This is a genomic window from Algoriphagus boritolerans DSM 17298 = JCM 18970, assembly GCF_900108085.1.
GTDB lineage: Bacteria > Bacteroidota > Bacteroidia > Cytophagales > Cyclobacteriaceae > Algoriphagus > Algoriphagus boritolerans.
This window is the reverse complement of sequence record NZ_FNVR01000005.1, coordinates 190890-206831: the sequence shown is the minus strand read 5'-3', so window position 1 is coordinate 206831 and position 15942 is coordinate 190890. Positions and strand designations below refer to the sequence as shown.

Below are 15942 nucleotides of genomic sequence, written 5' to 3'. Positions count from 1 at the left end.
CATCTTGTTTCAATCACATAATCAACGATTAAAATTCCACTATGAGCTCAGAAAAAATCATCTTTTCTATGGCCGGGGTTTCCAAAATTTACCCTCCACAGAAAAAAGTACTTAAGGATATTTACCTCTCATTTTTTTATGGTGCTAAAATCGGCGTTTTGGGTCTAAATGGCTCAGGAAAGTCCTCTTTGCTCCGAATCATTGCCGGAATGGATAAGGAATTCCTCGGCGAAGTCGTCTGGTCTCCGGGCTACACCGTGGGCATGCTGGAACAAGAACCAAAGCTTGATCCGACCAAAACAGTAAAAGAAGTCGTCGAAGAAGCGGTAGCGGATACCGTCAATTTACTGAAAGAATTCGAAGAGATCAACGAGAAATTTATGGATCCAGCGCTGATGGATGATCCGGATGCGATGGACAAACTGATCACCCGTCAGGGTGAGGTTCAGGAGAAGCTGGACGCTGCCAATGCCTGGGAACTGGACGTGATGCTGGATAAAGCGATGGACGCCTTACGACTGCCTCCAAGCGATGCCAACGTAGCAAATCTTTCCGGTGGGGAAAAAAGACGGGTGGCACTTTGCCGCTTATTGCTTCAAGAACCTGATGTCCTTCTGCTCGATGAACCTACCAACCACCTGGATGCGGAATCGGTGCATTGGCTGGAGCAACACTTGCAGAATTACAAGGGCACTGTGATCGCTGTGACTCACGATCGATACTTCCTGGATAACGTTGCCGGCTGGATTCTTGAACTCGACCGTGGCGAGGGTATTCCATGGAAAGGGAACTATTCCTCTTGGCTAGACCAAAAACAAAACCGCCTGAAGCAAGAAGAGAAAACCGAATCGAAGCGTCAGAAAACCTTGGAGCGCGAATTGGAATGGATCCGCATGTCTCCCAAAGCCAGACAGTCCAAAGGCAAGGCTCGTCTCAACTCTTACGATAAGCTAGTCGGAGAGGAATCCAAGGAAAAAGAAGCCAAGTTGGAGCTTTTCATCCCCCCTGGACCAAGATTAGGATCAAAAGTCATTGAAGTAAACAATGTATCCAAAGCTTATGGAGACAAGTTGCTATTCGAAAATCTGAGTTTCTCCCTTCCTCAAGGCGGGATTGTAGGAATCATCGGCCCAAACGGTGCCGGTAAATCCACGCTTTTTAAGCTGATTACCGGACAGGAAAAAGCCGATTCAGGTCACTTCGAAGTTGGTGAAACAGTAAAGCTTGCCTACGTCGATCAGGAACACGACTCCCTTGATCCCAATAAGACCGTCTATCAGTCGATCTCCGATGGTAATGAGCTGATGAAATTGGGTAATAAGGAAGTGAACGCCCGTGCCTATGTATCCAAATTCAACTTTGCAGGTTCGGATCAGGAGAAAAAAGTCGGCGTGCTTTCCGGTGGAGAGCGAAATCGGGTTCACTTGGCGATTACGCTCAAAGAAGGCGGAAACTTGCTCTTGCTCGATGAACCGACCAACGACTTGGATGTGAATACACTTCGTTCCCTGGAAGAAGCCTTGGAAAACTTCGGTGGCTGTGCAGTGATTATTTCCCACGACAGATGGTTCTTGGATAGAATTTGCACGCATATCTTGGCGTTCGAAGGCGATTCCCAAGTGTATTGGTTTGAAGGCAACTATTCCGACTATGAGGAAAACAAGAAGAAGCGACTGGGTGATGTGACGCCGAAAAGAATTCGGTATAAGAACTTGAAGTAACCTTTGAGTGCGCCTCGGCGTACTCGAAGGTTTTGCTAATAAAGTAGGCAGTCTCAGTTGGCAATCTTCCGAAAGTCAGAAGGCTAAAGTCTGATAAAAGCAGGAACATTGTCAGCCTGAGCAGCTTGCCCGCCGCGGCGGGGAGTTGAAGGTACTAAAAGCAGAAAGCTAAAGTGAGAAAGCTGAAAAAAGAGTAGTGTAGAAACTTTTGCAAAAAACGGTTCATTAATCCTCGATCCTCAATTTCTTAGAGATGATATGAAACGAAACGGAATCAATGAACCCTTGGACTATTCCATGATTCCCATTTTAAACTGGAAAACGATCAATAATGAAATCTTGATTATCGATACTAGTCAAGGAAGCCAACAAGTTCGCTATGGTTTCTCAGGCGATACCTTGCTTTTGGGCTATTCGAATGGGAATTCTCGCTTTTTGCTAAAACGAAAATGAGAAGAAAACCTATTGATAAATTGCATGGATTATCATTTTTACTCACAGGGATTTTGATTTTAGGAAAGTATTTAAACCTATTCCCTGTCCCAAATTGGCTGCTGGGAGGAGCTTTAATTTTAGGAGCGGTGACTTTTTTCTTGGAGGCGATCAGGCACAGAAAGAATGAAGTTTAGCCTATCCCGAAAAATTCCTTCGCTGGCATTAGAAGCCATTTCCAAATAGGCATCACCACTAGCCCTTCGAGTAAATCCTCCTGATTCCATGTAAGCAAAACCCCTTTTGGAGCTTGTGTTTCGGATAATGCAGCCTGCAATCCTTTGATTTCCCGATGGAGATTATCAGAATTTAATTCCCAACACACCTGTACCGCCCCGATGATTTCCTCATTCCACTTGACCACAAAATCGCATTCAGAATCCTTGTTTTGGAAATATTGGATTTCTTTGAAAGACCTGCGGAGATGGAGATAGACATAATTCTCAAGTTTTCTGCCCAAATCCTTGCTGAAGGAAAGTGAATTTGCAGCAGCCAAGGCAGGGTCAACGCAGAATGCCTTTTTGGGATTGGCCAGTTGCTTGCGGATCGAAGGGGAATACATTGTTATTAAATCAAACAGATAACTTTCCTCCAAATAGTCACAATAATCGATTACCGACCTAACTGACTTTATTTCTAATAGGCTTCCTATTCGGGAGTAGCTGAATGGTTTGCCCACATTGGAACATAGAAATACACCCAGCCTTATCAGCGAGGTTTCGTTAGTTATGTTTCGTCGGACAGCTATATCACGGGTAAGTATGTCTCGGAAAAGCGTTCTCAAATAGTCTTGATCCTGATTTTGCAGAAACTCAGGAAACCCACCTGTAAGGAAATAACTTTCAAAACTTTCTTCTCCCGGAGATAAATTTTTGAAAAGCAAAAACTCGGTGAAGCTGAACGGAAACAACTCGATTTGTTTGTAGCGACCTGTGAGACGAGTACCCAATTCTCGACTCAACATGCTGGCATTAGAGCCTGTGATGTAGAGTTTTTTCCCTTTTTCATGAAGGGATCTGGCAAATATTTCCCAACCCACCACACTTTGGACTTCATCCAAGAGAATGGAGGTTTTACCCATTGAATCTCTGAGTAGTTCGAGTTTTGGAAAATCAACCGCCTCGAAATCCACCAATCTTGGGTCTTCAAAGTTTAGATAAAGTCCGGACTCAGTGGAAGGTAGATTTTTTCGGATGAGAATGCTTTTTCCACACCGTCTCACTCCGCTCACAACCAGGATTTGGTTGGTTTGTAAGGGGACGGTTATTTCCCGGGAGATAAGCTGTTTTTGGAGGAAATTTCGGTCTTGTTCCTCGATTATCTGGGCAAGAAGATCTATTTGTATCATTTAAATCCTTGTTAATCAATACGAATATAAAAGCTTGTATTTGAAATACAAGATATCTTGTATTTCAAATACAAGCTTTTAGCCGATAAACCATTCTAATTATTTTCGCCTATAGGTGTCCAGAAATTAGGCCAAGTTAGTAGTCCCTAACTCTCGAAAAAGGGTAAATAATCGAATATCTTGTAATATAATAAGGGTAAATTCAGAGAATCTTGTCACAGAATAAGGGTAGATTTTTCCATTTCTTTTCACAGAATAAGGGTAAATCGGTAAGCCCTCCCTTTCTTGACTATTCCAATTCTTTTGAATTTTGTAGGGTAGTCCAATTTTTCTATGCCCTTTTCTCTTTCTTTGTACTGGAATTTTTTCCAAACCAGCCTATTGACCTATGAGACAGCTACTCCTCAGACCTGGAGCAGAAGAATTGAATTACGAAATTCGCGGCATTGTTAAGAAAGCCCGTCAGATCGAAGCATTGGGTTATTCCATGACCTGGGAAAACATCGGTGATCCCATCCAGAAAAGCAATCATGTACCAGGGTGGATGAAAGCCATCATTGCCGACCTACTCAAAGAAGATAAAACCTACGGTTACGCCGATTCAAAAGGAGTGCTGGAAACGCGGAAATTCCTTGCCGATCTAAACAATGAAAAAGGCGGAAACCAAATCACTGCTGAAGACATTCTTTTTTTCAACGGGCTCGGTGATGCAATTGCTAAGCTATACCAGTTTCTGATTCCAACGGCACGGATTATCGGGCCTTCACCAGCTTACTCCACGCATAGCTCAGCAGAAGCGGCACACGCCAATACCGCTCCGATTACTTATAAGCTTGACCCGGACAATCAATGGCTCCCCGATATGGAGGATTTGTACATGAAGGTGAAGTACAATCCTTCTATCGTTGGAATTTTGATTATCAATCCCGACAACCCTACAGGCATGGTGTATCCGAAGGAGGTTTTGGAAGGATTTGTGAAAATTGCAGAAGAGTTCAACTTGCTTCTGATCGCTGACGAGATCTACCAAAATATCACCTATAACGGGATCAAGGCAGTGGCTTTGGCAGAGGTGATTGGAAGCCGCCCCGCCATTTCGCTGAAAGGAATATCTAAGGAATTCCCATGGCCGGGTGCACGTTGCGGTTGGATGGAATTCTATAATCGGGATTCCTCCAAGGAATTTGCGAAGCTTTGTCAGACACTGGAGAATGCAAAAATGATCGAGGTTTGCTCCACCATTTTGCCTCAATTGGCGATTCCTAAGATCATGAGTCATCCTGACTATCAAGCCTATCGTGAAGAAGCGAATGCCCAAATCGGCAAGCGAAGCGATTGGATGCGAGAGATTTTGGGAGATATTCCCGGGATTAAATTCAATCCAACTCAAGGCGCATTTTACAATACCATTGTCTTTGATGAAGGAATACTTACACCTGAGCAAAGTTTGCCGATAGAAGATAAAAAGTTGAAAAGCTTGTTGGACTCTTGGCTGAGTGATCCGGAGATGCCTTTGGATAAGCGGTTTGTTTACTATTTGCTTGCAGCTGAGCGGATTTGTGTCGTGCCGATTTCTTCCTTTTGCTCGGATTTGAGAGGTTTTCGGGTGACGCTATTGGAGGAAAATGAGGAAGTATTTAAGGGGACGTTCAGGAGGCTTGGGAGGGCGATTGTCCAGTACCTTTCTTCGTAAAATGTAAGTGGTGAAATGTGAATAGTAAGTTGTGGAGGAACCTCTTACAACTTACCTCTCACTACTCACAAATGTTCCCTCACCTTCAACCCCGGGTCCGGTGTCAATTTTTCTTCTTCTACTTCTGCTTGGTCAAGTAAACTCAAGTCCGGCTGTCCTGCATTGATCCAGGCGGTGTACCAAAAGTCGGCGATCATTTTGATCGAGCGCTTCATCTGCCGTTCGATCTGATTGTCCAGCTCCAACGCATAGGCTTCGGTGAAATCTCTGGAATAAACCCGTACTGTCAGTCCATTCCGCTCCTCGTAGCTGAATTTCTGATCTTCGGGGAAGTTTTGGGTAAGTTCCCGCTCGATTCTAAATACACTGTCCACTTGATTATGAGCATTTTCGACTGCATCCCAGATGGCGAGTTGTGGCTTTTCGATATATTCAGCTTTTCCCACCCAAAGGGAATAATCTTTTGCCATCAGTTCCGGGATGCGGCTTTCCCAAAATCCATGAATTCCTTCTTGTCCGGTAAGTTGCCCGTTATAATTTTTGGTGGTGTGAAGCGGGACATTGAGATCTCCCAGGTAGTGCCCCAAGTCGGCCGAAAGTCGAAGAATAGCCTGAGAATTTTTCTGTTCGAAGGCTTTGGTCAGACTGATCATCGTCAGGTAAGCTGACCATGGGCCGATCCCATTTTGCCTGAGGGAGTCTTCAGGAATCTTTTCGACGGCCTCAAACCAGTATTTTGGCAAAATAAAAAGCGCACTGTCCCCGTAATGATCCAAATCAATGTAATGCTTCTCCGCTTCACCTACTACCGCATATCTTCTGCGGTCTGGGTTTACAGCTTTTTCGGTGATGAATTGAATATGAGGTTTGTAAAAGCCGATCATTTCGGGGGGTAGGGAGTAGACAGCCTGTTGATTGATCAGGGAATGCGCATAGAATCCCCAATCTTCAGGGGAATTTGATGAAAAAAGAAAGCCAAAAGCCCAAATCATAAAAATCTTCATACTTGAAAATAGTCAAAACAAGTATCTTTTCAATAAAGAATAAAGCTATCTTTGTATTAGGTTTTAAGCTTTTGACCAAATAAGTTGGGTTCAGAAAAGCGAAGACTCAAAGGAATGTTTTAAATTCCTTTGGCAGAATTAATTATTTACAATAACTTTGCACTCCAATTCGGAATAGGGGAACGTAAAGAATTTTATTTAAAAACGAGATATGGCAAATCACAAATCAGCTCTGAAAAGAATTCGTGCCAACGAAGCGAAGCGTTTGAGAAACAGATATCAGGCTAAGACCACTAGGACTTTCATTAAGAGGTTGAAAGCAGCAACTGATAAAGTTGAGGCTATGGAGCTTTACAAGAAAGTGGCTTCTATGTTGGATAAGCTGGCTAAGAAGAATGTCATTCACAAAAACAACGCTAGTAACAAGAAATCAAGATTAGCCAAATTCGTAAACGCGATTGGTTAATTTCTTTAAGACTACCATTCTAAAACCCTGTGAATAGCAGGGTTTTTTTTATGCCTTTTTCTGAGTAATTTTAGTTACGCTTTTGGTTCAAGTGCTTTTTAATGAACTGCTTATGAGTCAGCCAATTTCAATTAAAATATCCGAGCTAGCAGAAGAAGATCGTCCTCGGGAAAAACTCCTCCTCAAGGGTAAATCTTCACTTTCAGACGCAGAATTAATTGCAATTCTGATCGGTTCGGGCACACCGACGATCAGTGCTGTGGATCTTTCGCGAATGATTCTGAGAGAGGTCAGTTACGATTTAGCTTCTTTGGCTAAAATGTCGATCAAAGACCTGATGAAATTTAAAGGAATCGGAGAAGCAAAAGCCATTGCAATTGTTGCTGCTTTGGAATTGGGCCGTAGACGAAAAGAGCAGGAACCTCCGGTTAGGCTCAAGATTACCAGCTCAAGAGATATTTATGAGCTAATGAAGCCCGACCTCTACGATGAAATTATCGAGTATTTTTACCTGATTTTGCTTACCAGGTCTAATCTTGTAATAAAAAAACAACGCATCAGTCAGGGAGGAACCGCGGGAACTGTCGTGGATCCCAAAATCGTTTTTAAAATCGCGCTTGAGCAGATGGCGCAGTCTATTATTTTGGTACATAATCATCCGAGTGGCAACCTGAGTCCATCGGAACAAGATAAAAGATTGACAGAGCGACTGGTCAAAATCGGTCGGGATTTGGATTTACCTGTATTGGATCATTTGATTTTTGGAGATCGTGGCTATTTTAGCTTCGCCGATGAAGGCGTACTATAAATGAAGGCAAGTTACATTTTACTTATTGCTGTTGGCTTTGTTGTGATTGCTGCTGTGGCTTACATGTTTACAGCTGCGGAAAGCCCCGAAGCCTATGTTGAAAAAATCGAAAAAGAGCGGGAGCGGCAGTTTAAGTTTATCCGATTTAATGTCGAATCACCCTTGACTGAAGAACAAAAGCGAACTTTCACCAAGCTGACTTTTTATGAAATCGATCCTTCCTACAAGGTCAAAGCCCGAATACTACCGATAGAGAACAAAAAAGTCCGTGAAGTACCGCTGACTGATGGATCTACTCAGCGGTATATTGAGCATTCATTCGCTGAGTTTGAATTGGGAGGAAAAACAAACAAACTCCTTTTGCTTCAAGCGATGGATGAAGCAGATAAACGGAATTTCTTTTTGGCCTTTGCTGATGCCACCAGTGCCAGAGAGACTTATGGCGGTGGTCGCTATCTCAACGTACGTCAGGATGGAAAGAACAGCATCACGCTGGACTTTAACCTGGCATACAATCCCTATTGCGCCTACAATCCCGACTATGCCTGTCCGATTCCTCCAAAAGAAAACCTTTTAGAAATTGCCATAGAAGCTGGGGAGAAAAATTACAAGGAATAGATTAGCCCTCCTGCATTTCTTCTAAATTTGTCAATCAGTTTTTGAGAAGGTGCCCTCGCACCTTTTTTGTTAAAATTCAGGATTCATTTCCTGTAAAATCTAAGTAAATGAAAATCTCGATTAATCGATTAAAAAAATACATTGCCCTTTCAGAAAGTCCCGAAGAAATCGCCGCGCTCCTGACCCGATCCGGTCTTGAAGTGGAAGGAGTGGAGGAGTTTGTTTCTTTACCGGGTGGATTGGAAGGAATCGTGATCGGAGAGGTTTTGACCTGTGAAAAGCATCCGGATGCTGACAAGCTTAGCCTAACCACCGTGGATATTGGCACTGGAACACCTTCTCAGATCGTCTGTGGTGCGCCAAATGTCGCCAAGGGTCAAAAAGTAGTGGTTGCCACAGTCGGAGCAAAGTTATATCCGACCACAGGAGATCCTTTCGAAATCAAGAAAGCCAAAATCAGAGGACAAGCTTCCGAGGGAATGATCTGTGCTGAGGATGAAATCGGCCTTGGAACTTCCCATGCGGGTATCATGATTCTGGATACCGACCTACCTAACGGAACTCCTGCCTCCGACTATTTCGAAGTTTCGCAGGATCAGGTATTGGAGATTGGACTGACGCCAAATCGGGCCGATGCAGCCTCGCACCTTGGTGTAGCCAGAGATTTAAAAGCACTGCTCGGAAGACCGATTTACCTTCCTGAGGAAAAAGCCAACTCGATAGAGAAATCCGGGCTTTCCATCTCGGTCGAAGTGCAAAACCCCTCGGATTGTCCCCGCTATTCAGGAGTAGTTGTAACTGATCTGAAAGTCGGGCCGAGCCCGCAGTGGCTTCAGAATTTCCTCAGGTCACTTGACCTCGAGCCTATCAATAATATTGTTGATATCACCAATTTCATTCTTCATGATTTGGGTCAACCGCTTCATGCCTTTGATGCGGATAAGATTTCCGAAGGAAAGATTATCGTGCGAAAACTTCCCAAGGGTACTCCGTTTGTGACTTTGGATGAAAAAGAACGGAAACTTTCCGGAGATGAACTCATGATCTGTGATCCTCAGGGAGGACTTTGCATCGCAGGAATTTTTGGAGGAAATCACTCGGGAGTGAGTGATGATACGACTTCGATTTTCCTTGAATCTGCTTACTTTTCACCGGATGTGATTCGCAAAGGAGCGCAATTTCACGGATTGAAGACCGATGCATCTTTCCGATTCGAACGAGGAACGGATCCCAACATGCCTGTATATGCCCTGAAGCAGGCAGTAAGTCTCCTTCAGGACATTGCAGGTGGAAAAGTCGCTTCCGAAATCATCGATTTATATCCAAACCCCGCACAGGATTTTGTGATTGAAGTGAGCTACGGTCATATTAATCGTCTGATTGGAAAGAAAATCGATCCATCTGAAGTGAAATCTATTCTGGAAAGTCTCGATATCAAAGTTGAAAACGAGACAAATGATGGATTCACTGCGATTGTGAAGCCTTATCGAGTGGATGTCACCCGTGAGGCGGATATCATCGAGGAAGTCCTGCGGATTCACGGATTTCACCAAGTTGAGCTTTCAGAGAATCTACGCACAGATTATCTCGCCGAGCATCCGGTTAAGGATCTGAACAAGCTTCAATATCGAATGACCGAAATGCTAGCCAGCCAAGGCTACTTCGAATTGATCACCAACAGCCTGACCAAGCCGGTCTATGCAGACAAATCCGGCTTTTTGGATCCGGCGTTGAATGTTGAGATTTTCAACAAACTGAGTGAAGACCTGGGTGTGATGCGGCAGACCCTGCTATTCAATGGATTGGAGGTTTTGGCTCATAATATCAACAGAAGACAGACCGATTTGAAGTGTTTTGAATTTGGCACGGTGTACCAAAAGGTTGCAGAGGGATATAAAGAAGGTCGACGTCTTGCAATTTTCCACTCCGGAAATCGTTCTGCTGAAAGTTGGATTGAACCTGAGAAGCCTTTTGGGTTTTCGGATCTTTACATGACAATAGAACGTATTTTGGAACGATTGAATATTGAGTTGGGCCAGGTTTCTATGATCGAATCGGCACCTTTCAGCTATGGATTAACTTTGAAACTAGGAGAAAAGGTATTGGGTTCTGTGGGTTTGGTCGATGAAAAAATCCTCAAACTTGCTGAAGTTCGTCAGGATGTTTGGTTTGCTGAATTGGATTGGGATCTTTTGACTAAAAAAGCATCAGGATTGAAGAGATTTCAGGAAATCTCCAAGTTTCCGGAAGTGCGAAGAGATCTTTCTTTGGTGATTGACAAGGCCGTGACCTATGATCAGGTAAAGGCAGTAGCTGAAAAGGCAGGTGGGAAGCTGTTGAGGCGGATTGGAGTATTTGATGTGTACGAGGGAGATAAAATTGATTCTGGCAAAAAGGCCTATGCTTTGAGTTTTTATTTACAGGATCAGGAAAATACACTGACCGATAAGGTAATTGAGAAAACTATGAGTAAATTCATTCAGGCCTTCCAGGATCAGGTAGGCGCTATCATCCGAAGCTAAAAATGATTCACGAAGAACTGCTAAAATTAGAAAAGCTGGCCTCCTTGGTTAGTAAAAAACTGGAAACGGTGACCGCTGAGAATGAGCAGTTAAAGGCTCGATTAGCCGAACTTGAGCAGGGAATTGAAGAAAAAGAGCAGGAAATCCATCATTTTAAAAATAAGATTAAAATTAGTAACATTGTGGACAACCGACCGGTGAATCCAGAGGATGCCACCGAAATGAGTGACTTAATCAATAATTATATACAAGAAATCGATCATTTGATCACATACCTTTCCGAATGATATGGAGACGCTGGCCATCAGAGTGAAAATCGGAGAAAGGGAATATCCCATGCGTGTCAAGCCTGAAGACGAGGCTAAAATTAGACATGCAGGGAAGTTGATTAATGAAAAATTGAGGAAATATAAAGCCGAATTTGGTTTGGATGATTTTCAGGATTTGCTGGCTATGGTCGCATTTGACTGCATGGTAGAGTCCCTGGAGACCAATGAGGTAAATGCAGAAGACAGCGAACATGTTCGAAAGAGTCTTTCCCATATTTCAGCCTTGCTAGCCAAAGCTGTCTGATTATTGATATCCACTTGTTTCTGGGATTTTTGGAGCCGGAGAGGTAGTTTAACTATATAAATACCTATGGCAGACGTACTATTTATCATCCTTGCCGCACTGGCAGGTCTGGGTGGAGGTGCCGCATTGGCGGGATTTTTCATCAAAAATAAAAATGCAAAGTTGGAAGAGGAGACCCGAGAAAAAGTCAAATCCATGCTTCGGGAGGCTGAACTGACAGCTGAGACCATCAAAAAGGACAAAATCCTCGAAGCGAAAGAGAAATATCTGAAGTTGAAGTCGGAGTTTGATGAGGAGATGAACAATAAAAAGAATATCATCATCACCAACGAAAACAAGGTCAAACAACTCCAAAGTCAAGTATCCAAAGAACAGGAAGCACTCAAGCGTAAAGAAGCCGAGCTGGACAGCAAAAAAGAGAATCTAAGCGCCCAGCTTCATGCTGTTCAGGTGAAAAAAGACGAGCTTGATCGAATCACCAATCAGCGAATTGCAGACCTGGAAAAGGTTGCAGGACTTACGAGAGAAGAAGCCAAAGAGCAAATCATCACCATGCTGACTGAGGAAGCCCAGTCCAAGGCATCTTCACAGATCAAAGATATTCTGGATGAAGCTAAGATAACGGCTACCAAACAGGCTAAAAAGATCGTTTTGGATACCATTCAGCGGACTGCGACAGAGCATGCGGTCGAAAACTGCGTATCCGTCTTCAATATCGAAAGTGACGATATCAAAGGTAAGATTATCGGTCGTGAAGGAAGAAATATCCGTGCGCTCGAGGCTGCCACTGGAGTTGAAATCGTCGTAGATGACACCCCCGAAGCAATCATTATCTCCGGGTTTGATCCGGTTAGAAGAGAGATCGCCAGACTTTCACTTCACAGATTGGTGCAGGATGGCAGAATCCATCCTGCAAGAATCGAAGAGGTAGTTGCAAAGACTGAGAAAAACATCGAAGAAGAAATCGTGGAAATCGGCGAACGTACCTGCATCGATTTGGGAATACACGGCCTTCATCCGGAATTAATCCGCTTGGTTGGTCGATTGAGGTTCCGATCTTCCTACGGACAGAATCTACTCCAACATTCCAGGGAAGTGGCCAAGTTAGCCGCAACCATGGCTGCCGAAATGGGATTGAATGCCAAACTAGCCAAGCGTGCAGGATTACTTCATGACATCGGGAAAGTTTGGCCTGAAGAGCAGGAATTGCCACATGCTGTATTGGGAATGGAATTGGCAAAACGCTACAAAGAAAATCCCGAAATCTGCAATGCTATCGGAGCTCACCATGATGAGATCGAGATGACCTCCATGATCTCGCCTATAGTTCAAGCTTGCGATGCGATATCCGGCTCCAGACCGGGAGCACGACGGGAAATCATGGATAGTTACATCAAGCGCCTAAAGGAACTTGAAGAACTGGCATTGGCCTTTGATGGAGTGAATAAATGCTTTGCCATGCAGGCAGGTCGTGAACTTCGAATTTTGGTAGATGCAGACAACGTGGACGATCAGACGGCCGGTAAGCTTTCCTTTGACATTTCTCAGAAAATTGAAAAAGAAATGCAGTATCCTGGCCAGATCAAAGTGACCGTGATTCGGGAAATGAGAGCGGTCAATTACGCGAGATAAAATCTTATTTGGATCAATACCAGATGGCAATTACCTTTAAAGTAGTTGCCATTTTGTTTGTTATGATACCTGCTTATTATTTGATGCGTCGAGTCAGTTGGTGGTTGAAACAGACCCGCTTTTTGTTGTATAAGCGAAAGTTGACTCAAGGGGATATCATTTTCTTGGAAAAGTACTTTCCCTTTTATGGCCGGTTAAATCCCATTCACAAAAAGGAGTTTCTTTCGAAACTCGAGTTGATTCTCTCCTCTAAAAAGTTCGTAGCCAGAGGAGGACTGAATGAAGTGACTAATGAGATGGAAGTGCTGATCAGCGCGACCATCACCATGGTTACTTTTGGCTGGAAAAGGCTCCGGCTTGCTCATTTTCACACCATTCTGGTCTATCCCAACACCTATTTCAGCAATTCCAATAAAACCTACCATCGTGGAGAAGTAAATCCCAGGTTTGGGTTGATCGTAGTGTCCTGGCGCTGCTTCGTTGAAGGGTTTTTGGATGAAAAAGACGGTGTTAATCTCGGGATTCATGAGATAGCTCACGCACTCAAACTGGCTCATCTAATTGATTCTGATGGTGAAAAGGAATTCGAGACTCAGGCCTGGAAAGCTTACAAAAAACTCGTGCCGACCGAACTGGAAAATGTGAAATCTGGAGTAAACCCACTCTTTAGGAATGCGGCTACATTGAATGAACATGAGTTTTTTGCCGTTGCTCTGGAGAATTTTTTTGAAAGACCCTGGGAGTTTTTTAACACAAGACCGGAGCTTTATCAATCGCTCGTCCGATTGTTGAAACAGGATCCAAGAGTCTGGGCAAAAACCAATGAGTGATGATATTTTACAGGTTGGATCCCATTTAGTCATGCTTAGAGACCCTTGGGGAGTATGTATTCAGTTTTGCAAAAGAGCTGTTTCCATGCTGAAAGACTATTAATTGAGTTTCGGATTTCTGATCATTTTTTCTTTCCTTAACTGAATATGAATGATATACTGATTCCATTTGACGAGTTGGTTTCCGGCCTGAAGAAGGTTTTGCTGCACTATGGGTTTGAAGAAAGTCGGGCGAATCGATGTGCCACACTGTTTGCCAAAGCAGATCTGGATGGGGTTCGGTCACATGGTGTAAATCGCTTTCCGCTGTTTTTGGAATTTATAGAAAAGGGCTTTGTCAAACCTCAAAATTCGCCGACTCTGGCAAGTAAAATTGCGGTTTTTGAACGATGGGATGGGAATTTGGGTCCTGGAAATCTGAATGCCGAGTTTTCCATGGATCGAGCGATCAGCCTCTCCAAAGAATTTGGGATCGGGTGTGTTGCACTTGCCCAAACCAATCATTGGATGCGGGGAGGGAATTTCGGTTGGCAGGCAATCGAAGCAGGCTGCATCGGAATCTGCTTTACCAATACCAAACCCAATATGCCAACTTGGGGAGGCAGTGAGCCCATAATTGGCAACAATCCGTTGGTCATTGCGATACCAGGAAAGCAATCCCCCGTCGTCCTGGATATGGCGATGTCTCAATTTGCCTATGGTCAAATGAGTTTGTATGCGCAAAAAGGTCAGGAGTTGCCTTTTGAGGGAGGATTTGATTTGACTGGGAATCTTACCAAAGACCCAAAAGTAATCCTTGAAAATCACCTCGCTTTGCCCATGGGCTTGTGGAAAGGAGCAGGGCTTTCATTGGTTTTGGACTTGCTGGCCACGGTTCTTTCCGGAGGCAATTCTACGCATGAAGTTGATCACAATGGCGATGAGTATGGTCTTTCGCAGGTTTTTCTGTGCTTTGACCCGGTCAAGTTGGAATTGATGGATTGGATAGAGTCCAAGACCGAAAGCGTACTTAATAATCTTAAAAATTCTGCCGTTTTTGAAGGGGAAGGTGTTCGGTTTCCCGGAGAAAAAGTCCTGGAAACCCGAGCCAAAAACCTGAAGAACGGGGTTCCTTTGACAGAATCCACTTGGAAAAAAATCCTTAAACAACTAGAATAATGAACATTGGAATAATCGGAACCGGCTCAATCACCGGAAAACACGCCCAGGCAATTGACGAAATAGATGGAGCGGAACTGGTTGCTTTGTATAATCCCAATCCGGTAAGTGCCGCAAAAGCCAAAGCTCAATTTGGACTTCCTGTTTTTACCGATTTGAAAGAATTTTTGATTGTGCCCGGCTTGGATATCGTCTGTGTCTGTACGCCCAGTGGGATGCATTTGGAGCCGGCCTTAGCTGCCGCAAAAGCAGGAAAACACCTGATGATCGAAAAACCGATTGAAATCAACCTTCAGCGAACGGATGAATTGATCGCAGCATGTTCAGAGAGTGGAGTAAAGCTGGCTGTGATTTTCCAAAATCGATTTACCGAAGATTATCAAAAGTTGAAGAGCGCAGTTTCAGGGGGTGTTTTTGGACGACTCCTCATGGGCAATGCCTATGTGAATTGGTTCAGAGATTCCGCCTATTATTCCACCAGCAATTGGAAAGGAACCTTGATGGCTGATGGGGGAGGGGCTTTGATCAATCAGGGAATTCATACGATAGATTTGCTTCTGGATTTGATGGGGGACGTGAAAAGTGTTTTTGGACAAGTACAGACGACTTTGTATCCTATTGAGGGGGAAGATTTGGGAGCAGCCATCGTGAATTTTAAAAACGGAGCCTTGGGGAATATCACTTCTGCGACCGCGCTTTATCCCGGATATCCGGAGCGGATTGAGATTTTCGGCACGGAAGGAAGTGCCATTCTGGAAGCCGGTAAACTGACTCAATGGAATATCAGAGGGAGCTCAGAAACAATCAAGCCAACTGAAAATTCTGGCGGATCCGGAGCTTCAGACCCTACTGCAATCGGCCACCAATTGCACTTGGAGCAGTGGAGGTTATTTATCAAAGCGATCAAGGAAGACTTGAATCCGGTAGTCGATGGAAAAACCGCCCGAAAATCCGTGGAGTTGATCCGGGCGATCTATTTTTCATCTAAAGTGGGACAAATGGTAGAGTTTCCTTTTTTGGATAAGTAATAGCGTGTAAAGGTCAACACCAAGGAAAATAAAAAAGAATTCTCAGGTA

The 15942-nt window shown here is 43.9% G+C and carries 15 protein-coding genes; 13 read left to right on the top strand and 2 right to left on the bottom strand.

The window, feature by feature from the left end; translation table 11 throughout:
- Positions 1–41 precede the first annotated feature (41 nt).
- Both ettA and C4S61_RS07330 read left to right on the top strand, forming a co-directional pair.
- Positions 42–1721: an energy-dependent translational throttle protein EttA gene (gene ettA / locus C4S61_RS07335; protein ID WP_103924129.1), complete on the top strand. Its 1680-nt coding sequence runs from the start codon at positions 42–44 to the stop codon at positions 1719–1721.
- Between the two features lie 258 nt (positions 1722–1979).
- A complete protein-coding gene (locus C4S61_RS07330; protein ID WP_103924128.1) occupies positions 1980–2174 on the top strand; it encodes a hypothetical protein in 195 nt (64 codons plus the stop codon).
- A 172-nt stretch (positions 2175–2346) separates the two neighbouring features.
- Here the strand turns inward: C4S61_RS07330 and C4S61_RS07320 are convergent, their stop codons facing one another.
- On the bottom strand, positions 2347–3561 hold the full coding sequence (locus C4S61_RS07320) for an ATP-binding protein (RefSeq protein WP_103924126.1): 1215 nt from the start codon (positions 3559–3561) through the stop codon (positions 2347–2349).
- Positions 3562–3949: 388 nt separating this feature from the next.
- On the opposite strand from C4S61_RS07320, the gene C4S61_RS07310 reads away from it, so the two are divergent.
- Positions 3950–5254 carry a pyridoxal phosphate-dependent aminotransferase gene (locus C4S61_RS07310; RefSeq protein ID WP_103924124.1) on the top strand — a complete coding sequence of 435 codons (1305 nt, stop codon included), beginning with the start codon at positions 3950–3952 and terminating at the stop codon, positions 5252–5254.
- Between the two features lie 65 nt (positions 5255–5319).
- Here the strand turns inward: C4S61_RS07310 and C4S61_RS07305 are convergent, their stop codons facing one another.
- Complete coding sequence (locus tag C4S61_RS07305) at positions 5320–6258, bottom strand: zinc dependent phospholipase C family protein (protein WP_235009857.1); 939 nt, start codon at positions 6256–6258, stop codon at positions 5320–5322.
- A 211-nt stretch (positions 6259–6469) separates the two neighbouring features.
- Here C4S61_RS07305 and rpsT point away from each other — a divergent pair, with 211 nt between their 5' ends.
- The 10 genes from rpsT to C4S61_RS07255 all read left to right on the top strand — a co-directional run bounded on the left by rpsT (position 6470) and on the right by C4S61_RS07255 (position 15893).
- A complete protein-coding gene (gene rpsT / locus C4S61_RS07300) occupies positions 6470–6724 on the top strand; it encodes a 30S ribosomal protein S20 (protein ID WP_103924123.1) in 255 nt (84 codons plus the stop codon).
- A 112-nt stretch (positions 6725–6836) separates the two neighbouring features.
- Positions 6837–7532, top strand: coding sequence for a RadC family protein (gene radC, locus C4S61_RS07295; RefSeq protein WP_103924122.1), 696 nt, complete (start codon positions 6837–6839; stop codon positions 7530–7532).
- Positions 7533–8150: a DUF1684 domain-containing protein gene (locus C4S61_RS07290; protein WP_103924121.1), complete on the top strand. Its 618-nt coding sequence runs from the start codon at positions 7533–7535 to the stop codon at positions 8148–8150.
- A 107-nt stretch (positions 8151–8257) separates the two neighbouring features.
- Positions 8258–10672 (top strand): phenylalanine--tRNA ligase subunit beta, encoded by a 2415-nt coding sequence (pheT, locus tag C4S61_RS07285; RefSeq protein ID WP_103924120.1) that lies wholly within the window; start codon positions 8258–8260, stop codon positions 10670–10672.
- A 2-nt stretch (positions 10673–10674) separates the two neighbouring features.
- Positions 10675–10959, top strand: a complete 285-nt coding sequence (locus C4S61_RS07280) for a hypothetical protein (RefSeq protein ID WP_103924119.1) — start codon at positions 10675–10677, stop codon at positions 10957–10959.
- Position 10960: 1 nt separating this feature from the next.
- A complete protein-coding gene (locus tag C4S61_RS07275) occupies positions 10961–11245 on the top strand; it encodes a cell division protein ZapA (RefSeq protein ID WP_103924118.1) in 285 nt (94 codons plus the stop codon).
- Positions 11246–11311: 66 nt separating this feature from the next.
- Positions 11312–12877 carry a ribonuclease Y gene (gene rny, locus C4S61_RS07270; protein ID WP_103924117.1) on the top strand — a complete coding sequence of 522 codons (1566 nt, stop codon included), beginning with the start codon at positions 11312–11314 and terminating at the stop codon, positions 12875–12877.
- Positions 12878–12900: 23 nt separating this feature from the next.
- On the top strand, positions 12901–13707 hold the full coding sequence (locus C4S61_RS07265) for a zinc-dependent peptidase (protein ID WP_235009855.1): 807 nt from the start codon (positions 12901–12903) through the stop codon (positions 13705–13707).
- 147 nt (positions 13708–13854) lie between these two features.
- Entirely contained in the window at positions 13855–14865 is a 1011-nt protein-coding gene (gene yiaK / locus C4S61_RS07260; RefSeq protein WP_103924116.1) for a 3-dehydro-L-gulonate 2-dehydrogenase, read from the top strand.
- Complete coding sequence (locus C4S61_RS07255) at positions 14865–15893, top strand: Gfo/Idh/MocA family protein (RefSeq protein WP_103924115.1); 1029 nt, start codon at positions 14865–14867, stop codon at positions 15891–15893. Before yiaK ends, C4S61_RS07255 begins: the two co-directional genes overlap by 1 nt.
- Positions 15894–15942 lie beyond the last annotated feature (49 nt).